Origin of the sequence: Pseudomonas zanjanensis (assembly GCF_014268745.2) — a bacterium.
GTDB classification, from domain to species: domain Bacteria; phylum Pseudomonadota; class Gammaproteobacteria; order Pseudomonadales; family Pseudomonadaceae; genus Aquipseudomonas; species Aquipseudomonas zanjanensis.
The window spans coordinates 695,901-715,498 of sequence record NZ_JABWRB020000002.1; the positions used below are offsets into that span (position 1 = coordinate 695,901).

Genomic DNA, 19,598 nt, shown 5'->3' on the forward strand with positions numbered 1-19,598 from the left:
TCGGATTGATGCAGGCATCGGAGGGCTCGCAGTGTCGGCAGGAAAAGAGCCGTTATAATGAGCCCGATTTTAACCACAAGCCAAGCGCGCGCCGTTGATACTGGCGCGCCTTTTTATTTGGAGAACACTACATGCCGTCATTCGACGTGGTATCCGAACTGGACAAGCACGAAGTCACCAACGCGGTTGAAAACGCCGTCAAGGAACTCGACCGTCGTTATGACCTCAAGGGCAAGGGCAGTTTCGAGTTCAAGGAAAAAGACCTGACCGTGAACCTGACCGCCGAGGCCGACTTCCAGCTCGAGGCGATGATCGAGATCCTCAAGCTGGCGCTGGTCAAGCGCAAGATCGATGTGCAGTGCCTTGAAGTCAAGGACGCCTATGCCTCGGGCAAGTTGATGAAGCAGGAAGCCGTGCTCAAGGAAGGCATCGACAAGGAGCTGGCCAAGAAGATCGTCGCTCACATCAAGGATGCCAAGCTCAAGGTACAAGCCGCCATCCAGGGCGAGCAGGTGCGGGTCACCGGCAAGAAACGTGACGACTTGCAAGAAGCCATTGCGGCACTGCGCGCCAAGGCATTCGACATGCCCCTGCAATTCAATAATTTCCGCGACTGATTTCGGATTTTCGCGGTTACCGTGGCGAGGGAGCTTGCTCCCGCTTGGGTGCGCAGCACCCATCAATAGGGCCGCTACGCAGCCCAGCGGGAGCAAGCTCCCTCGCCACACAATGCCGCGTGCAACAGGAATAAGGAGAATTAGATGGACTTGAACGCTGAAGTGGACAACCTGGTCAAGGCTTCCCAGACTTGGATTCCCATGATCATGGAATACGGCAGCCGCGTGCTGCTGGCCGTCATCACCCTGGCCATCGGCTGGTGGCTGATCAACAAAGTGACGCAGAAACTGGGTGCGCTGCTGGCCCTGCGTAACGCCGACCTGGCCCTGCAAGGGTTTATCAGTACCCTGGCCAACATCATCCTGAAGATATTGCTGATCGTTAGCGTCGCTTCGATGATCGGTGTGGAAACCACTTCGTTCGTCGCCGCCATCGGTGCCGCCGGCCTGGCGATTGGCCTGGCCTTGCAAGGCAGCCTGGCGAACTTCGCCGGTGGCGTGCTGATCCTGCTGTTCCGTCCGTTCCGCATCGGTGACTGGATTGAAGCCCAGGGTGTGGCTGGTACGGTCGACAGCATCCAGATTTTCCACACGGTGTTGCGCACCGGTGACAACAAGACCGTCATCGTGCCCAACGGTAATCTCTCCAACGGCATCATCACCAACACCAACCGCCAGCCGACCCGCAAGGTCGTGTTCGATGTCGGCGTGGATTACCAGGCCGACCTGCAAAAGGCCCGGGAAGTGTTGCTTGAGTTGGCCAAGGATGAACGCGTGCTGGCGGATCCGGCGCCTGAAGCAGTGATTTCCACCTTGGGCGACAGTGCGATTACGGTGTCGTTGCGTATTTGGGTCAAGACCGCGGACTACTGGAACGTCATGTTCATGCTCAATGAGCTGGCGCGGGATCGCTTGAAGGACGCGGGCATTGATATTCCGTTTCCACAACGAGTGATTCGGGTGGTTCAGGAAGGGCCGGCGCAATAACGACTTGAATATAACTTGGCACTGGAGTCAGGTTATGTTTAGTTAGCTTGCTATTTAATAAGTTGCGTTAAAGCTGACATTGCAATGGGCATAAAAAAACCGCTCACCTGGAATCAGGTGAGCGGTTTTTGTTTGTAGCGGGTGAAGCTATCGAACTAGCACTGAATTACAAGATGCTCAGTGGGTATTCGACGATTACGCGGAAATCATTGTTGTCGTTGCCGTTGATGCCGTTATAGGCAGTGTTGGCACGGTAGAACGCGCTACGTACACGGAAAGACAGGTCCTTGGCTGGACCGCTTTGCAGAACATACTTGGTTTCGATGTCCCACTCGTGCTCTTTGCCTTCTTCGCCGCCAGTTTCGATGTTGTCACCGGTAACGTAACGAGTCATGAAGCTCAGGCCAGGAATGCCGTAGGTCTTCATGTTCAGGTCGTAGCGAGCCTGCCAGGAACGCTCGTCCTGACCGTTGAAGTCGGAGTACTGGATGGAGTTGGCGAGGAAAATGGTACCGCCGCCGTCAACGCCGTACACGTAGCCGGTATCACCGGTGGAGCGCTGGTGAGCCAGGGTGAACTTGTGGGCACCGATGGCATAGGCTGCTGCGAGGGACCAGATGCGGTTGTCAACGTCGCCGCTGAGCTTCTGGCCTTGGTCCTGGCTGTCATAACCGTTGAAGTCGAAGTTCAGGGACTGATCTTCGTTGATCGGCAAGGTGTAGTTCAGGTTCAGGTATTTCTTTTTGTAGTGGTCTTCAACATCGGAAGCCGCTACGCCACCGACGAAGTTGTCGGTGAACTGGTAGGTTGCGCCAACGATGTCAGCGGATTTCAGGCCAAGGCCGTCATCACCCATGCCAGTTTGCGAGCTGATGGCGTTGAAACGACCTGCGGTCAGCTCCAGGCCTTTGATTTCTTTACTGGTGATCAGGGTACCAGTGGCAACTTCCGGCAGCAGACGGCTGTCGTCAGTGGAGAAAACCGGGCTGGTAGTGAACTGGTTACCGTATTTCAGGACGGTGTCGGACAGACGGAATTTAACCGCGCCACCCACTTTCGATTGTGTGTCTTCCAGGTTGCCGTCGCTGTCGCGAGCGAACAGACCGTTACCGGCACGACCGCTACCGCCATCGATGCGAACGGTGCCAAATGCGAAGCCGTCAACGCCTACACCAACGGTGCCTTGAGTGAAGCCCGACTCGTAAATGGCACGAGCGGCAACACCCGACTCTTCACGATAACTTTGCGAAGTGCTTGGGTTGTTCTTGAAATCACGGTTCATGTACAGCGCACGGGTCAGAACGGTCAAGCTCTGATCTTCAATAAAACCCTTGGATTCCTCTTGGGAGGACGCCATTGCGAACTGCGAGGTACTGGCCGATACAGCCAGTGCGATCATGCTCCACTTCATCACGCGCATCGTGATTTGCTCCTTTGGTTTTTAGAAGAGTACTGCCGTCCCACCTGTTTTTTTATCTGGGCGGCTCTTTCTTTTTGTGTCGGCGCAAACTTATATCACGTCGACATTCTTTGGCGATACTTGCCCATTCAACCTTTCAGCTTCTTTACGACCCTGTCGCCAATGGCTCGATCCATGTCGCATTTCAGCTGTTCCGACGCAACCGTATTCACAACTTTTATGTTGTTTTCTTTTTTCGGCGTCGGTGTAAAGAGTCCGTCATTACCGCGTTTGAAGCTCCTGTGGGCAGCCTTGCCACTTTAATTTGTGTGTCGGCAGGTTCTCGCTTCCGGCGAGCCCCTTGGACAGTGCGAGTATGAATGCAACAAGCATGCTCAAACCCGGATTTCGTTTACATTTTTTTCACATTTCACCGGTTGACGCGGTGAAACCTCATGAAACCGGGCTCCAAAGGCCTTGTTTTAAATAGGGTTGACTCGTGTGAGCTCCCGTGTTTGGCATCGGCAAATGCGGCAAGACAACCAAAAACGTTACCGGTTCACCCTACCCAGTGAGTAAATCACGGATGCTTTGTGCACTGAGCGTAGACGTACTGTGCTGTTTTGGTGCAAAAAAATTTCATGTTGTACGAAAATCTTACAGCGTCGAGGCTTTGCCTGGGCCCTGGCATGGTCCTTCCAGGGGATTGCCGTGCCGCTTGCGCTGTGTTGGTGCGTCAGCTGCACAGGTTGATGCCGTATGTTGAAAAAAACTCGAAGAAACGGCGTCGGGCGCGCTACGCAGTGATCGATCCGGCATTCGCGGGTATGCTGCACCTCTGTGTCCGACGCAGGCCTGCGGGCCGCTGAGCCGGGCAGAATCGATAACGAGGAGTACGCGCGGTGTTTGCCTTAGATCCACGACTGCAACAAGACACATTGCCTATCGGTGATTTCCCGTTGTGCCGTTTGCTCTTGTCCAACGACGCCAACTACCCGTGGTTCATCCTCGTGCCGCGGCGAGAAAATATCAGCGAATTGTTTCAGTTGGATGACATCGATCAATTGCAGCTGTGGAAAGAAACCACGGCGCTGGCCGAAACCCTCAAGGATTCGTTCGATGCCGACAAGATGAACGTTGCAACCTTGGGTAACGTGGTCAGTCAATTGCACATGCATGTCATTGTGCGCAAGCGCGATGATGCCGCCTGGCCTGCGCCGGTCTGGGGCAAGCATCCGGCCCAGCCGTATAATGCGGGGCAGGTCGCGGCCATTCGCGAACGGTTGCGAGTGGCTCTGGCCGATGATTTCAAGTTTCTGGAGGGCTGAACCATGAACCTTGAAGAGCGTGTAACCGATCTGGAAAGCCGTCTGGCATTTCAGGATGACACCATCCAGGCATTGAATGATGTGCTGGTGGCGCAACAACGCGTTGTCGAGCGTCTGCAGCTGCAGATGGCGGCGTTGCTCAAGCGCCAGGAAGAAATGGCCGGGCAATTCGAGTCGTTCGAGGAAGAAGCGCCGCCGCCTCACTACTGATGGGCTCCGATTGCCAGGCAATAAAAAACCGCGAGCAGCCAGGCTGCATCGCGGTTTTTTTTCGTTTGGATCAGCGGCGTGGTAGCGCAGCGATCACATCTTCGGCTTGCAGGCCCTTGTCGCGGTTCATCACGGAGAATTCCACGCGCTGGCCTTCCACCAGGACGCGATGGCCTTCGCCACGAATGGCCCGGAAATGCACGAAAATGTCATCGCCGGAGTCGCGGGAGATGAAGCCGAAGCCCTTGGACGTGTTGAACCACTTCACCGTGCCGGTATCGCGGTTGGACATGTCGTAGTTCTGCGCAGCGGCGGCTGGCGACGACTTCTTGTAGAAGCTGACGGCCAGGTGCAGTGCCACGGCGAACAGGGCCGCGCCCAGGCTGAACAGAATGGCCGGTTGACCGCCGATTTCCGGCATCGGTGCCAGCAGGGCCAGGGTTTGCAAGGCAACGGCCAGCACCAGCAGGGCGCTGACCAGGTTTTGCAGTTGGTGACGTGGACCTTTGTTCCAGTAAGGGATGACAGGTGCAAGGGTCAGGTTGAGCAGGCCGAAAAAGGCCAGGTACAGTGCATCGGGATGTTGCAGGTAAGGTGTGGCTTCGGAACCCAGGCTAGGGATGAAGGACAGCAGCAGGGCAGCTGCGCCCATTAGCAAGTGGACGATTTTCAACATTTTGATTGGCTCACGGTTAAGACAGGTCACAAGGAAGAGCGGGTCGGGGACGGTTCGCTTCGAAACAATGAGAGGCGTTGGACACGTACCCGAATCAGCCTATGCGCTACGCCCGGGAAAATAAGCGTAGCGACACACTGCCTATTTAACAGCAAAGCTGGGGCCTTCTCAAACCCGTTACGGGCGCGCACCGCGCTGTTCGTCGGCCAGAAAAGCTGCGCCGATGTCTGGAGGTGTCAGGCAAGCGGCGTTGAATTGCCCGGGGTGTCGGAACCGTCGGCTGTCCTGGCTTGTCGGTTCTGGAGGGCTGGCGATCTGTCGCAGGCCATCGGCCGCCAAAACCACTAGAGTTTAGGGCGTCGTTGAATTCATCATCCTCAGGAGATCAACCCAATGGCAATTGATATCGGTATCAGTGAAGAAGATCGCAAGTCCATCGTCGACGGGCTTTCGCGCCTGCTGTCGGACACCTACGTGCTGTACCTCAAGACCCACAATTTCCACTGGAACGTCACAGGGCCGATGTTTCGGACCCTGCACCTGATGTTCGAGGAGCAATACAACGAGTTGGCTTTGGCGGTGGACCTGATTGCCGAGCGAATTCGTGCCCTTGGCTTCCCGGCCCCGGGCGCCTACTCGGTGTATGCGCGCCTGTCTTCTATTAAGGAAGAGGAAGGCGTGCCTGCCGCCGAAGACATGATCCGACAACTGGTCGAGGGTCAGGAGGCAGTGACGCGTACGGCCCGTGGCATCTTTCCTTTATTGGACAAGGTCAGCGACGAGCCCACCGCTGACCTGCTGACCCAGCGCATGCAGGTCCACGAAAAAACCGCTTGGATGCTGCGCGCGCTGCTCGAGGGCTAGTAAGTCTAGGCCGGGGATGACGTGGGGTGGGGCTTGTTGCCTGCACGTGCCGTGTAGGACGACGTAATTCGTCGCTGGCCTGCTGTTGGCTTGTCCTACGCCCATGGTCATAAAGTCATCTGGAACTGGCGGTGCCGTTGAGCTTCCATAGAGCCACGGATGGGTTGTTCCAACCCAGAGGCTCGTATGGCAAAGGAGTGTCAACGGTATGATTCAAGGAAAAGTACCCGGAGAAGGGGGGCGGGGGCGTTTCCAGCCCATCAGCGTCGACCCGTTCGTCCGGGGGTTCGATATGCAACTGGCCCGGCCACTGGCCCGATCCATTCGCTTGAACGGGTTCGCCACCTGTCTGCGGCTGGAGCAGGTCTATTGGGATATTCTCGGCGACATGGCCGAGCTCAACCGCTGCTCCATCAGCACGTTGCTGTCCCATGTGGACAGGGAAGTGCACCTGCGTCACGGTGGGGTGCGCAATTTCAGCGGGTTGGTGCGCGTGGTCTGTGTGGTGCACAGCTTGAAAGAGGCGGGAATGGATCATCGTGTGGTCTAGCCCCGTCAATGGTTGCGAGCGCGGTGTCCCCCAGGGGAATGAGTTCATTCGTGGCGAGGGAGCTTGCTCCCGCTGGGCTGCGCAGCAGCCCTCTTTGTGAGCGCTTCGCACTCAAGCGGGAGCAAGCTCTGGCCACGATGAGTCGCGCAAGCCTTTAATGAACAAAAGGATCGGCAATGACTGTGCGGTCTTACGGCTGCACAGGCCGCATTTAATGGATATAATCCCGCTCTTTGCCGCAAAGCCTGCCTTTGCGCGTGTAACCTGATCGCCGAGACAACCCCATGCCGATGTACGACTACCAATGTGCTTCCTGTGGTCATCAGATGGAAGCCATTCAAAAGATCAGCGCTGCACCGCTGGTCGACTGCCCTGCCTGCCAGGCGCCGGAACTGAAAAAGATGCTCTCCATGCCCGGTTTTCGCCTCGGTGGCACCGGCTGGTATGAAACCGACTTCAAGACCGGCGCCAAGAAGAACCTGGCCGGTGGCGACAAAGCTGATTGAGTTGAATACGCGCGAGTTCTTGCACGGGCAGGGCCTCCAACCGAATGTCGAATTACGAGAAGTGAAACCACTACCATGATGCGCAGCCATTATTGCGGCCAACTGAACGAAAGCCTGGAAGGTCAGGAAGTTACTCTTTGCGGATGGGTCCATCGTCGCCGTGACCATGGCGGGGTGATTTTCCTCGATATCCGTGATCGTGAAGGCCTGGCCCAGGTGGTGTTCGATCCGGACCGCGCTGAAACCTTCGCCACCGCCGACCGCGTGCGCAGCGAATACGTCGTCAAGATCACCGGCAAGGTGCGCCTGCGCCCGGCCGGCGCCGGCAACGCCAACATGGCGTCGGGCATGATCGAAGTGCTGGGCTACGAGCTGGAAGTGCTCAACGAAGCGGAAACCCCGCCGTTCCCGCTCAACGAATACTCCGACGTGGGCGAGGAAACCCGCCTGCGCTACCGCTTCATCGACCTGCGTCGCCCGGAAATGGCCGAGAAGCTGCGCCTGCGTTCGCGCATGACCACCAGCATCCGTCGTTACCTGGACGAGAACGGCTTCCTCGACGTCGAGACGCCGATCCTGACCCGCGCCACGCCGGAAGGCGCCCGCGACTACCTGGTGCCGAGCCGTACCCACCCCGGCAGCTTCTTCGCCTTGCCGCAATCGCCACAGCTGTTCAAGCAACTGCTGATGGTGGCTGGGTTCGATCGCTACTACCAGATCGCCAAGTGCTTCCGCGACGAAGACCTGCGTGCCGACCGTCAGCCTGAGTTCACTCAGATCGACATCGAGACCAGCTTCCTCGACGAAAAGGACATCATGGGCCTGACCGAGGGCATGATCCGCAACCTGTTCAAGGAAGTGCTGGGCCTGGAGTTCGGCGAGTTCCCGCACATGACCTTCGAAGAGGCCATGCGTCGCTACGGTTCCGACAAGCCGGACCTGCGTAACCCGCTGGAACTGGTGGATGTGGCCGATCAGCTCAAGGACGTCGAATTCAAGGTGTTCAGCGGCCCGGCCAACGACCCGAAATGCCGTATCGCGGCCCTGCGGGTTCCAGGCGGCGCCAGCATGCCGCGCAAGCAGATCGACGACTACACCAAGTTTGTCGGCATCTACGGTGCCAAGGGCCTGGCCTACATCAAGGTCAACGAGCGCGCCGCGGGTGTTGATGGCCTGCAATCGCCGATCGTGAAAAACATCCCGCAAGACAATCTCAACGTGATCCTCGATCGCGTCGGTGCGGTTGACGGTGACATCGTCTTCTTCGGCGCCGACAAGGCCAAGATCGTCAGCGAAGCCCTGGGTGCGCTGCGCATCAAGCTGGGCCACGACCTGAAGCTGCTGACTTGCGAGTGGGCCCCTATGTGGGTCGTTGATTTCCCGATGTTCGAAGAAAACGACGATGGCAGCTTCTCCGCGCTGCACCACCCGTTCACTGCGCCGAAGTGCTCGCCGCAAGAGCTGGAGGCCAACCCGGCCACCGCGTTGTCGCGCGCCTACGACATGGTCCTGAACGGCACCGAGCTGGGTGGCGGTTCGATCCGTATCCATCGCAAGGAAATGCAACAGGCGGTGTTCCGTCTGTTGGGTATCGATGAAGCTGAACAGGAAGAGAAGTTCGGCTTCCTGCTGGACGCCCTGAAGTTTGGTGCACCGCCCCACGGTGGCCTGGCCTTCGGCCTGGATCGCCTGGTGATGCTGATGACCGGCGCCCAGTCGATCCGTGAAGTGATCGCGTTCCCGAAAACCCAGAGCGCGGCCGATGTCATGACCCAGGCGCCGGGCGTGGTGGACGCCAAGGCGTTGCGCGAGTTGCACATCCGCCTGCGTGAACAGCCAAAGGCTGAGTAAGGCTGGCACCTGAGAGGGCGCATCTTCGGATGCGCCTTTTCATTGGCGTCGATATTTCTGATTGTCGGCCACTGCGCACGCGCAGGGCGGGCAATGTTCCAAAAAGAAACGGAGCGAGTTATGGCAGGTCATTCCAAGTGGGCGAACATCAAGCACCGCAAAGAACGTCAGGATGCCAAGAGAGGCAAGATCTTCACCAAGTGGATCCGTGAGCTGACGGTCGCGGCCCGCCAGGGTGGCGGCGACCCGGGTTCCAACCCGCGCCTGCGCCTGGCCCTGGACAAGGCCTTGGGTGCCAACATGAGCCGCGACATCATCGACCGGGCCATTGCCCGTGGCGCCGGTGCAACCGAGGCGGATAACGTTGAAGAGCTGACCTACGAAGGTTACGGCCCGGGCGGCGTGGCGGTGATGGTCGAATGCATGACCGACAACCGCAACCGTACCGCCGCCGCCGTGCGTCATGCATTCAGCAAATGCGGTGGCAACCTCGGCACCGATGGCTCGGTGGCCTATCTGTTCGAACGCAAGGGGCAGATCAGCTTCGCCCCGGGCCTCGATGAGGATGCCCTGACGGAGGCGGCCCTGGAGGCCGACGCCGATGACGTGGTCAGCCATGAAGACGGCTCGTTCGACGTGTTCACTTCGTTCGCCAGCTTCTATGCCGTGCGCAACGCCTTGGAAGCCGCCGGCTTTGCGCCTGCCGACGCGGAAATCGTCATGCAGCCGACCACCAGCGCCGAACTGGACCTGGAAGGGGCCGAAAAGGTACTCAAGCTGATCGACATGCTGGAAGACCTGGATGACGTGCAGAACGTTTATTCCAACGCTGATATTCCGGAGTCGGTGGCTGAACAGCTGGGCTGACAGGCGTAATGCCGCTCACTTAAGGTTTGCTTGAAATCATCGTGGCGAGGGAGCTTGCTCCCGCTTGAGTGCGAAGCACTCACAAAGAAGGGTCTGCTGCGCAGCCCAGCGGGAGCAAGCTCCCTCGCCACGGATTCACTGCAAGTCTTTGATGAGCTGTATCCTCTTGTAATCCGCATTACCTTTCGCAGGCGCTATGACTTTAATCCTTGGTATCGATCCTGGTTCGCGCATCACCGGCTACGGTGTGGTTCGCGATACCGGGCGCGGCTGCGTGTACGTCGCCTCTGGTTGCATCCGCACCGGGGCGGGTGAGCTGCACGAGCGCTTGCAGATCGTTTATCGCGGCGTGCGCGAAGTCATCCAGACCTACGGCCCGGTGACCATGGGCATCGAGCGGGTCTTCATGGCGCGCAACGCCGATTCGGCCCTGAAGCTGGGGCAGGCCCGGGGGGCGGCCATCGTGGCGGGCGCCGAGGAAAACCTGGAGATCGCCGAGTACACCGCGACCCAGGTCAAGCAGGCGGTCGTCGGCACTGGGGCGGCGAACAAGGAACAGGTGCAAATGATGGTGATGCACCTGTTGAAGCTGGTCAGTAAGCCACAGATCGATGCTTCCGACGCCCTGGCCATCGCCATTTGCCATGCCCACACCCGTTCCAGTCTGTTGCCCCATGGCCTGGGAACCGCACGCAGTCGTGGCGGGCGCCTGCGTCTCTGATAGCATCAGCGCTTCATTCATGAACCCGAGCCCGTTGCGCCTGTATCGTCGGCCTGAATGCTCGTGTTGTTACTCGCCAGCCTGGGGGCTGGCCAACGCCCAAGGATCTGAAACGTGATTGGACGCTTGCGCGGCACCCTGGCTGAAAAACAGCCGCCGCACCTGATTCTCGATGTGAACGGCCTGGGCTATGAGCTGGAAGTGCCCATGACCACGCTGTATCGCTTGCCGTCGGTCGGCGAGCCGCTGACCCTGCACACCCATTTGGTCGTGCGCGAGGATGCGCAGTTACTCTATGGTTTCGTCGGCAAGCGTGAGCGGGATTTTTTCCGCGAGCTGATCCGTCTCAATGGCGTCGGTCCGAAACTGGCCCTGGCCTTGATGTCGAGCCTGGAAGTCGACGAACTGGTGCGTTGCGTGCAGTCCCAGGATACCTCGGCCCTGACCAAGGTGCCGGGGGTGGGCAAGAAAACCGCCGAGCGCCTGCTGGTCGAGCTCAAGGACCGCTTCAAGGCCTGGGAGGCGGTGCCGGCCATGTTCGCCCTGGTGCCCAACCAGCCGGATGCGCCGGTGCCGGCGGTCAGCGCCGAAAACGATGCGGTCACCGCGCTGATCTCCCTGGGCTACAAGCCTCAGGAAGCCAGCAAGGCGATTTCCGCCATCAAGGAAAAAGGCCTGAGCACTGAAGACATGATTCGCCGTGCCCTGAAGGGAATGATTTAAGTGATTGAAGCTGACCGTCTGATTGCCGCCACGGGCGCGCCCCGTGACCGCGAGGAAATCCAGGATCGCGCGATTCGTCCTGTCAGCCTGGCCGACTACATCGGCCAGCCGACCGTGCGCGAGCAGATGGAGCTGTTCATCCAGGCCGCCCGTGGGCGCAGCGAATCGCTGGACCACACCTTGATCTTCGGCCCGCCGGGCCTGGGCAAGACCACCCTGGCCAATATCATTGCCCAGGAAATGGGCGTCTCGATCAAGAGCACATCGGGGCCGGTGCTCGAGCGGCCGGGCGACCTGGCGGCGCTGTTGACCAACCTTGAGCCTCATGACGTGTTGTTCATCGACGAAATCCATCGGTTGTCGCCGATCGTCGAAGAAGTGCTGTACCCGGCCATGGAAGACTTCCAGCTCGACATCATGATCGGCGAAGGGCCGGCGGCGCGCTCCATCAAGCTCGACCTGCCGCCGTTCACCCTGGTCGGCGCCACCACCCGCGCCGGCATGCTGACCAACCCGCTGCGGGACCGTTTCGGTATCGTCCAGCGCCTGGAGTTCTATAACAACGCCGACCTGGCGACGATCGTCAGCCGCTCGGCGGGCATCCTCGGGTTACCACTGGACCCCGACGGGGCCTATGAAATTGCCCGGCGTGCCCGGGGTACGCCGCGGATCGCCAACCGCCTGCTGCGTCGGGTGCGGGATTTTGCCGAAGTCCGGGCCAAGGGCCACATCACCAAGCCGATTGCCGACCTGGCGTTGAACCTGCTGGACATCGACGAGCGGGGTTTCGACCACCAGGACCGGCGCCTGCTGCTGACCATGATCGAGAAGTTTGACGGTGGCCCAGTGGGCGTGGACAGCCTGGCGGCGGCCATCAGCGAAGAACGCCACACCATTGAGGATGTGTTGGAGCCTTACCTGATCCAGCAGGGCTACATCATGCGCACCCCACGCGGGCGCGTGGTGACCCGCCATGCCTACCTGCATTTTGGCTTAAACATCCCGACACGAATGGGCGAGATGCCGGTGGTAGACGAATTCCTCGATGCCGTGGACGATTGAACGAGCTCCGAATGCCGACTTTTTTCCAGTTCGTGCTGTCCCAGACGACGCCTGGAGCGTCAATGCGTTCGAGAATGAAAAAACAGTTGCCTGGCCGATTGGCAACCTGAGGAGTAAGCACTAGAGTATGCGCGCGCAAAACGGGCTGGAGTCGTTCGCACATCGCTGTCGCGTTTATTACGAGGACACCGATGCTGGCGGCATCGTCTACTACGTCAATTACCTCAAGTTTATGGAACGGGCTCGAACCGAACGGCTGCGGGAACTGGGTTTTGCCCAATCCGCGCTGGCAGGGGAGGACCTGTTATTCGTCGTGCATTCCAGCGAAGCGCGCTACCACGCGCCGGCGCGACTGGACGACGAGCTGATGGTAAGTGCCGATGTCATCGAATTGAACCGTGTCAGCCTGCGCTTCAAGCAGCAGGTCAGGCGGGCTACGGATAACGTGCTGCTCTGCGAAGGGCAGTTTTTGGTGGCCTGTGTGCGCACCCATAGTTTGAAACCCCGGGCCATTCCCGAAGCTCTACGCGCGGCCTTTGCCGGCGTGAGCGGCGCGGGTACACACTCAGAGCAGGAGATAAAGCGTGGAAGCTAACGTCGTCGACCATTCCTCCATGTGGAGCCTGGTCAGCAATGCCAGCGTCGTGGTGCAACTGGTAATGCTGACCCTGGTAGCCGCATCGGTGACCTCATGGATCATGATCTTTCAGCGCAGCAACATGCTGCGCGCCGGTCGCCGTGCCCTGGAGAGCTTCGAAGAGCGCTTCTGGTCCGGCATCGACCTGTCCAAGCTGTACCGCCAGGCCGGCAGCAACCCGGACCCGGATTCAGGCGTCGAGCAGATCTTCCGCGCCGGCTTCAAGGAATTCTCCCGCCTGCGCCAGCAGCCCGGTGTGGATCCTGAAGCGGTCATGGAAGGCGTGGCCCGTGCCATGCGCGTCGCCATCTCCCGCGAAGAAGAGAAACTCGAACAGGGCCTGCCGTTCCTGGCGACCGTGGGTTCGGTCAGCCCGTACATCGGCCTGTTCGGTACCGTGTGGGGGATCATGAACTCCTTCCGTGGCCTGGCATCGGCCCAGCAAGCGACCCTGGCCACCGTGGCCCCAGGTATTGCCGAGGCACTGATCGCCACCGCCATCGGCCTGTTCGCGGCGATCCCGGCCGTTATCGCCTACAACCGCTTCGCTGCCCGCAGCGAAACGCTGACCAGCCGTTACTACACCTTCGCCGATGAATTCCAGGCGATCCTGCACCGCAAAGTGCACACCAGCGAAGAATAAGCAGGTATTTCCCAATGGCTTTAATCGCTCGAGCCCGAAAAAAGCGCAAGCCGGTTGCCGAGATGAACGTGGTGCCCTACATCGACGTGATGTTGGTGCTGCTGGTCATCTTCATGGTGACCGCGCCCATGCTCAATCAGGGCGTGAAGGTCGATCTGCCCAAGGTTTCCAGCGAAGCCTTGCCGCAGGACAACAACACCCAGGTACTGACCATTTCGATCAAGGCTGACAAGACCTATTACTGGAACCTTGGCAGCGAAGTGGATACCGAGAAGCAGCAGGACCGGGCCATGACCTTGCCGCAGATGACCGACGCGGTGACCAAGATCATCAACGCCGGTAACGGCAACGGCAAGCGTACCCAGGTCTTCATTCGCGGCGACAAGACTGTCGACTACGGTGCCGTGATGGGCGCCATGGGCGGGCTGCAGAAAGCCGGGGTCGGTAATGTTGGCTTGATCACCGAGGCCCCCTGATGCAGCAACAGCGAGAGCCGTCCGCCTCGGAAAGCTACTTCTGGCCCAGTGTCCTGGCCATCGGCCTGCATGTGCTGGTGTTCGGCATGCTGTTCGTCAGTTTTGCCATGACCCCGGAGCTACCGCCGGCCAAGCCGATCGTGCAGGCGACGTTGTACCAGCTCAAGTCGAAAAGCCAGGCCACTACGCAGACCAACCAGAAGCTTGCCGGTGAGGCGAAGAAATCCGCCGCGCGCCAGACCGAAGTCGAGCAAATGGAGCAGAAGAAGGTCGAGCAGGAAGCGATAAAGGCCGCGGAACAAAAGAAAGAGGAAGCGGCTCAAAAGGCCGAGGAAGCCAAGAAGGCCGATGAGGCGAAGAAAGCGGACGAGGCGAAAAAGGCTGACGAAGCCAAGAAAGCCGACGAAGCGAAGAAAACCGCCGAGGCCAAAAAGGCAGAAGAGAAACAATTGGCTGATATAGCCAAGAAGAAAGCCGAAGAAGAAGCCAAGAAAGCCGCTGAAGAAGAGGCCAAGAAAGCGGCCGCTGAAGAAGCGAAGAAAAAGATCGTCGAGGACGCCAAGAAAAAAGCGGCCGAAGACGCCAAGAAGAAAGCTGAAGCTGAAGAGGCGAAAAAGAAAGTCGCCGAAGACGCGAAGAAGAAAGCCGCCGCCGACGCCGCCAAGAAAAAGGCCCAGGACGCAGCGCGTAAATCCGCCGAAGACAAAAAGGCCCAGGCCTTGGCAGATTTGCTTTCCGACACGCCGGAGCGCCAGCAGGCCTTGGCCGATGAGCAGGGCGATGAAGTCGCCGGCAGCTACGATGATCTGATTCGCGCCCGAGCGGCGGAAGGCTGGGCTCGTCCACCTTCGGCGCGCAAAGGCATGACGGTAGTATTGCAAATCGGCATGTTGCCCGACGGTACGGTTACGTCGGTCAGCGTCGCCAAGTCCAGTGGTGACGGTCCGTTCGACGCTTCGGCGGTCGCGGCGGTCAAGAACATTGGGCGTTTGACGGAAATGCAAGGAATGAAGCCGAGCGACTTTGCTCCCTATCGTTCATTCAAGATGACATTCACACCTGAGGATCTAGCCTTGTGAGAAACCTTCTTCGATCAATGCTGGTCGTTATCTGCTGCCTGGCAGGGATAGCGGTAGCAGAGGAAAAGAACATCCTGGTCACCAGCGGCAGCGACCGGGCCACCCCGATCGCCGTCGTACCGTTCGGCTGGCAGGGCGGTAACGTGCTGCCGGACGACATGGCGGAAATCATCGGCAACGACCTGCGCAACTCGGGTTACTACGCGCCGATTCCGAAGCAGAACATGATCAGCCTGCCAACCCAGGCCAGCGAAGTCATCTACCGTGACTGGAAGGCCCTGGGCGCCCAGTACATCATGGTCGGCAGCATCGTTCCGGCCGGCGGTCGCCTGCAGGTGCAGTACGCCCTGTTCAACGTCGCCACCGAGCAGCAAGTGCTGACCGGCAGCGTGTCGGGCAGCGTCGACCAGTTGCGCGACATGTCGCACTACATCGCCGACCAGTCGTTCGAAAAACTCACCGGCATCAAGGGCGCGTTCTCCACGCGCATGCTCTATGTGACGGCCGAGCGCTTCTCCGAGAACAACACCCGCTACACCCTGCAGCGTTCCGACTACGACGGCGCGCGTGCGGTGACCCTGTTGCAATCGCGCGAGCCGATCCTGTCGCCGCGCTTCGCCCCCGATGGCAAGCGCATCGCCTATGTCTCGTTCGAACAGAAGCGTCCGCGCATTTTCGTGCAGCACATCGACACCGGTCGTCGTGAGCAGATCACCAACTTCGAAGGCCTGAACGGCGCGCCAGCCTGGTCGCCGGACGGTTCGCGCCTGGCGTTCGTGCTGTCCAAGGACGGTAACCCGGACGTCTACGTGATGAACCTGGCTTCGCGTTCGATCTCCCGCGTCACCAACGGCCCGGGCATCAACACCGAACCGTTCTGGGGCAAGGATGGCTCGACCATCTATTTCACCTCCGACCGCGGCGGCAAGCCACAGATCTACAAGACCAGTGCCGGTGGCGGCGGTGCCGAACGCGTAACCTTCGTCGGTAACTACAACGCCAACCCTAAACTGTCGGCGGACGAAAAGACCCTGGTGATGATCCATCGCCAGGATGGTTTCACCAATTTCAAGGTGGCGGCCCAGGATTTGCAGCGCGGTAGCGTAAAAATCCTCACTGATAGCACTCTGGACGAGTCACCTACTGTTGCGCCCAACGGCACCATGGTAATCTACGCCACCCGCCAGCAGGGCCGGGGAGTCTTGATGCTCGTGTCCATTAATGGACGCGTGAGGCTCCCGCTTCCTACCGCTCAAGGCGAAGTCAGAGAACCGTCCTGGTCCCCTTACCTGAACTGACGCGGCGCAATACGTTTTACTTAACACACTGGGGTTCATTAGGAGTTTCACGATGGAAATGCTGAAGTTTGGTAAATTTGCTGCGCTGGCTCTGGCCATGGCTGTAGCTGTAGGTTGCTCGTCCAAAGGCGGCGACAATGCCGGTGAAGGCGCTGTTGATCCAAACGCTGGTTACGGCGCTAACACCGGTGCAGTTGACGGCTCCCTGAGCGAAGAAGCTGCTCTGCGCGCAATCACCACCTTCTACTTCGAATACGACAGCTCGGACCTGAAGCCAGAAGCCATGCGCGCTCTGGACGTTCACGCCAAAGACCTGAAGTCGAACGGCGCTCGCGTTGTTCTGGAAGGCAACACCGACGAACGTGGTACTCGTGAGTACAACATGGCACTGGGCGAGCGTCGTGCGAAAGCCGTTCAACGCTACCTGGTACTGCAAGGTGTTTCCCCAGCTCAGCTGGAACTGGTTTCCTACGGCGAAGAGCGTCCAGTTGCTACCGGCAACGACGAGCAGTCCTGGGCTCAAAACCGTCGCGTCGAACTGCGTAAGTAATTCGTCATGCGAACGTGCCGTCGTGCTGTAACTGTTCTGGCTCTCAGCCTCGCGCCGCTTGCGGCGTGGGCTGCGGTTCCTGTGGTCGATAACGATGCCGGCTATAACAATAGCGGGAGCAGCTATCCGCCTGCGGGTTACGGTACGAACGGCGCCTATGCCGGGGGAGGGGTTTCGACCCCTGTCTCGGCACAGGGCCAGCTGTTCAACCAACTGCAGCAAATGCAGGATCAGATCTCGCGCCAACAAGGTGTGATCGAAGAACTGCAAAATGATATCTCGCGCATGAAGCAGGAAAGCCTGGAGCGATACCAGGATCTTGATCGGCGCATAGGAACCGGCGTTGCACCTGCCGCGACTCCTGAGAATTCTCCTGCCGGTGGCGACTTGAACGCCCCCGGTGCAGCCGCAGGCGCGGGGGCAGCCGCTCCGGCAGCACCTGCCGCCGGTGGCGAACCGGCTGATCCGGCGAAGGAAAAGCTCTATTACGATGCTGCCTTCGACCTGATCAAGGCCAAGGATTTCGACAAGGCCAGCCAGGCCTTTGCCGCTTTCCTGCGCAAATACCCAAACAGCCAGTACGCGGGCAATGCCCAATACTGGCTGGGCGAAGTGAACCTGGCCAAGGGCGACCTGCAAGGTGCCGGCCAGGCGTTCGCCAAGGTGTCGCAACTGTATCCCAAGCACGCCAAGGTGCCGGATTCGCTGTACAAGCTGGCTGACGTAGAGCGCCGCCTCGGTCACACCGACAAGGTGAAAGGCATTCTGCAGCAGGTGGTGGCCCAGTACCCGGGGACATCCGCCGCCCAGTTGGCCCAGCGTGACCTGCAACGCATGTAAGCCGGCTTGAGCTGTTTTGAAGAAACCCGCGCCTGTCGCGGGTTTTTTCGTTAGAATTCACGCCCTTTTTCTGAAACACGCTTTTTGGGATCTGCGCGTTGGCGGGGTTCCTTGAAGTGCCTGACGGAGGCGGACAGCCTGTTTAGCTGTTACGCCCGTGGCGACTATGCAAGACACATTGAGAATCACCGAAGTTTTTTACTCGTTGCAGGGTGAAACGCGAACGGCTGGGCTGCCCACGGTATTCGTGCGCCTCACCGGTTGTCCGTTGCGTTGCCAATACTGTGACAGCGCCTACGCCTTCAGCGGCGGCACCGTGCGATCCCTCGACGATATCCTGGAGCAAGTGGCCAGTTATCGTCCGCGTTATGTCTGTGTCACGGGCGGCGAGCCCTTGGCGCAACCCAACGCCATCCCCTTGCTCAAGCAATTGTGCGATGCCGGTTACGAGGTTTCGCTGGAAACCAGCGGCGCCCTGGATATCTCGGCCGTCGACCCGCGCGTCAGTCGCGTCGTGGACCTGAAAACCCCAGGCTCCAAGGAAGCGCATCGCAACCGTTACGAAAATATCGAACTGCTGACGCCCAACGACCAGGTCAAGTTCGTGATCTGTTCGCGAGAGGATTACGACTGGGCCGTGTCCAAGTTGATCCAGTACGGGCTCGATCAGCGGGCTGGCGAAGTGTTGCTATCGCCGAGTCATCACGATTTGAGCGCCCGGGATCTGGCGGATTGGGTGGTGGCGGATAACTTGCCGGTGCGCCTGCAATTGCAGCTGCATAAATATCTTTGGAACGACGAGCCGGGGCGCTGAGATGACTGAACATACGAACATGGCTGAAAAACGTGCGGTCATCCTGTTGTCCGGTGGCCTGGATTCGGCCACGGTCGTGGCCATGGCCCGTGCCGAGGGTTATCGCTGCTACACCATGAGTTTCGACTATGGCCAGCGCCACCGCGCCGAGCTGCACGCCGCCGAGCGGGTGGCCCGGGACTTGGGCGCAGTGGAACACAAAGTCATCGGCCTGAACCTCAACGGTATCGGCGGTTCGGCCCTGACCGACAGCTCCATCGACGTGCCCGAGGCACCAAGTGAAGGCATTCCGGTGACCTATGTGCCGGCGCGTAACACGGTGTTCCTGTCATTGGCGCTGGGCTGGGCGGAAGTGCTGGGCGCCCGCGACATTTTCATTGGCGTCAATGCCGTGGATTACTCCGGCTACCCGGACTGCCGCCCGGAGTTCGTCGAAGCGTTCGAACGCATGGCCAACCTGGCCACCAAGGCCGGCGTGGAAGGGCAGGGTTTCCGCATCCAGGCGCCGTTGCAGAATCTCAGCAAGGCCGACATCGTCAAGGCGGGCGTGAAGCTTGGCGTGGACTACGGACTCACCGTTTCCTGCTATCAGGCCGACGATCAGGGCCGCGCTTGTGGCAAATGCGACAGCTGCCGCCTGCGTGCAGAAGGCTTTGCGGCGGCGGGTGTGAGCGATCCAACCCGTTATTTTTGATTTATTTCAAATTAAGTGTTGAATAGTCCTTAGAAATCAGTATTATACGCGCCACCACACAGCGGGTCGTTAGCTCAGTTGGTAGAGCAGTTGGCTTTTAACCAATTGGTCGTAGGTTCGAATCCCACACGACCCACCATTTTTTGCTGTTTTAAAAGTCTGGAAGGCCCACGAAAGTGAGGATTTCCGGATTTTTTTTTGCCCAT

Annotated in this window: 23 protein-coding genes and 1 tRNA gene; 22 read left to right on the forward strand and 2 right to left on the reverse strand. The window is 59.2% G+C overall.

The genetic code is table 11. From position 1 onward, the window contains the following. Positions 1-131: 131 nt before the first annotated feature. Together HU715_RS18835 and HU715_RS18840 are read left to right on the forward strand one after the other, a co-directional pair. Entirely contained in the window at positions 132-617 is a 486-nt protein-coding gene (locus HU715_RS18835; protein WP_186706362.1) for a YajQ family cyclic di-GMP-binding protein, read from the forward strand. A 144-nt stretch (positions 618-761) separates the two neighbouring features. Beyond that, on the forward strand, positions 762-1,604 hold the full coding sequence (locus HU715_RS18840; RefSeq protein WP_186706361.1) for a mechanosensitive ion channel family protein: 843 nt from the start codon (positions 762-764) through the stop codon (positions 1,602-1,604). A gap of 166 nt (positions 1,605-1,770) precedes the next feature. Here HU715_RS18840 and HU715_RS18845 read toward each other — a convergent pair whose 3' ends face one another. Then, positions 1,771-3,024, reverse strand: coding sequence for an OprD family porin (locus HU715_RS18845; protein WP_186706360.1), 1,254 nt, complete (start codon positions 3,022-3,024; stop codon positions 1,771-1,773). A gap of 881 nt (positions 3,025-3,905) precedes the next feature. Between HU715_RS18845 and HU715_RS18850 the strand changes: the two genes are divergently transcribed. After that, positions 3,906-4,331: an HIT domain-containing protein gene (locus tag HU715_RS18850; RefSeq protein ID WP_186706359.1), complete on the forward strand. Its 426-nt coding sequence runs from the start codon at positions 3,906-3,908 to the stop codon at positions 4,329-4,331. Between the two features lie 3 nt (positions 4,332-4,334). Beyond that, positions 4,335-4,541 (forward strand): SlyX family protein, encoded by a 207-nt coding sequence (locus HU715_RS18855; protein ID WP_060740896.1) that lies wholly within the window; start codon positions 4,335-4,337, stop codon positions 4,539-4,541. 70 nt (positions 4,542-4,611) lie between these two features. On the opposite strand, the gene HU715_RS27505 is transcribed toward HU715_RS18855, so the two are convergent. Further along, complete coding sequence (locus HU715_RS27505) at positions 4,612-5,217, reverse strand: cold-shock protein (protein ID WP_186706358.1); 606 nt, start codon at positions 5,215-5,217, stop codon at positions 4,612-4,614. A gap of 393 nt (positions 5,218-5,610) precedes the next feature. On the opposite strand from HU715_RS27505, the gene HU715_RS18865 reads away from it, so the two are divergent. From HU715_RS18865 to HU715_RS18950, 18 genes are all read left to right on the forward strand, one after another. Next, the gene (locus HU715_RS18865) at positions 5,611-6,081 is read left to right on the forward strand and encodes a Dps family protein (protein WP_122569388.1); all 471 of its coding nucleotides are present in this window, start codon (positions 5,611-5,613) and stop codon (positions 6,079-6,081) included. A 208-nt stretch (positions 6,082-6,289) separates the two neighbouring features. Then, positions 6,290-6,631, forward strand: coding sequence for a ribbon-helix-helix domain-containing protein (locus tag HU715_RS18870; RefSeq protein ID WP_186706357.1), 342 nt, complete (start codon positions 6,290-6,292; stop codon positions 6,629-6,631). A 284-nt stretch (positions 6,632-6,915) separates the two neighbouring features. Further along, positions 6,916-7,137, forward strand: a complete 222-nt coding sequence (locus tag HU715_RS18875; protein ID WP_003178589.1) for an FmdB family zinc ribbon protein — start codon at positions 6,916-6,918, stop codon at positions 7,135-7,137. A 75-nt stretch (positions 7,138-7,212) separates the two neighbouring features. Then, positions 7,213-8,988, forward strand: coding sequence for an aspartate--tRNA ligase (gene aspS / locus HU715_RS18880; RefSeq protein WP_186706356.1), 1,776 nt, complete (start codon positions 7,213-7,215; stop codon positions 8,986-8,988). 120 nt (positions 8,989-9,108) lie between these two features. Further along, positions 9,109-9,855 carry a YebC/PmpR family DNA-binding transcriptional regulator gene (locus tag HU715_RS18885; RefSeq protein WP_186706355.1) on the forward strand — a complete coding sequence of 249 codons (747 nt, stop codon included), beginning with the start codon at positions 9,109-9,111 and terminating at the stop codon, positions 9,853-9,855. A gap of 196 nt (positions 9,856-10,051) precedes the next feature. Next, positions 10,052-10,576 (forward strand): crossover junction endodeoxyribonuclease RuvC, encoded by a 525-nt coding sequence (gene ruvC / locus HU715_RS18890; RefSeq protein WP_014339919.1) that lies wholly within the window; start codon positions 10,052-10,054, stop codon positions 10,574-10,576. Positions 10,577-10,690: 114 nt separating this feature from the next. Further along, positions 10,691-11,299, forward strand: a complete 609-nt coding sequence (gene ruvA, locus HU715_RS18895) for a Holliday junction branch migration protein RuvA (protein ID WP_053124616.1) — start codon at positions 10,691-10,693, stop codon at positions 11,297-11,299. Further along, positions 11,300-12,361 (forward strand): Holliday junction branch migration DNA helicase RuvB, encoded by a 1,062-nt coding sequence (ruvB, locus tag HU715_RS18900; protein WP_003178599.1) that lies wholly within the window; start codon positions 11,300-11,302, stop codon positions 12,359-12,361. Between the two features lie 127 nt (positions 12,362-12,488). Next, positions 12,489-12,956 carry a tol-pal system-associated acyl-CoA thioesterase gene (gene ybgC / locus HU715_RS18905; RefSeq protein WP_186706354.1) on the forward strand — a complete coding sequence of 156 codons (468 nt, stop codon included), beginning with the start codon at positions 12,489-12,491 and terminating at the stop codon, positions 12,954-12,956. Continuing rightward, entirely contained in the window at positions 12,946-13,641 is a 696-nt protein-coding gene (tolQ, locus tag HU715_RS18910) for a protein TolQ (protein WP_030140798.1), read from the forward strand. Before ybgC ends, tolQ begins: the two co-directional genes overlap by 11 nt. A gap of 23 nt (positions 13,642-13,664) precedes the next feature. Further along, entirely contained in the window at positions 13,665-14,117 is a 453-nt protein-coding gene (gene tolR, locus HU715_RS18915) for a protein TolR (RefSeq protein ID WP_172681749.1), read from the forward strand. After that, positions 14,117-15,196, forward strand: a complete 1,080-nt coding sequence (tolA, locus tag HU715_RS18920; RefSeq protein WP_003205033.1) for a cell envelope integrity protein TolA — start codon at positions 14,117-14,119, stop codon at positions 15,194-15,196. Before tolR ends, tolA begins: the two co-directional genes overlap by 1 nt. Next, positions 15,193-16,494, forward strand: a complete 1,302-nt coding sequence (tolB, locus tag HU715_RS18925; protein WP_434574514.1) for a Tol-Pal system beta propeller repeat protein TolB — start codon at positions 15,193-15,195, stop codon at positions 16,492-16,494. The genes tolA and tolB overlap by 4 nt, the downstream gene beginning before the upstream one ends. 52 nt (positions 16,495-16,546) lie before the next feature. After that, a complete protein-coding gene (gene pal / locus HU715_RS18930) occupies positions 16,547-17,044 on the forward strand; it encodes a peptidoglycan-associated lipoprotein Pal (RefSeq protein ID WP_003205029.1) in 498 nt (165 codons plus the stop codon). Positions 17,045-17,050: 6 nt separating this feature from the next. Further along, positions 17,051-17,884: a tol-pal system protein YbgF gene (gene ybgF / locus HU715_RS18935; RefSeq protein ID WP_186706352.1), complete on the forward strand. Its 834-nt coding sequence runs from the start codon at positions 17,051-17,053 to the stop codon at positions 17,882-17,884. Positions 17,885-18,050: 166 nt separating this feature from the next. Further along, positions 18,051-18,698: a 7-carboxy-7-deazaguanine synthase QueE gene (gene queE, locus HU715_RS18940; RefSeq protein ID WP_186706351.1), complete on the forward strand. Its 648-nt coding sequence runs from the start codon at positions 18,051-18,053 to the stop codon at positions 18,696-18,698. A 19-nt stretch (positions 18,699-18,717) separates the two neighbouring features. Beyond that, complete coding sequence (gene queC / locus HU715_RS18945) at positions 18,718-19,392, forward strand: 7-cyano-7-deazaguanine synthase QueC (RefSeq protein WP_163006903.1); 675 nt, start codon at positions 18,718-18,720, stop codon at positions 19,390-19,392. A gap of 63 nt (positions 19,393-19,455) precedes the next feature. Then, a tRNA-Lys gene (locus HU715_RS18950) sits at positions 19,456-19,531 on the forward strand. Positions 19,532-19,598 lie beyond the last annotated feature (67 nt).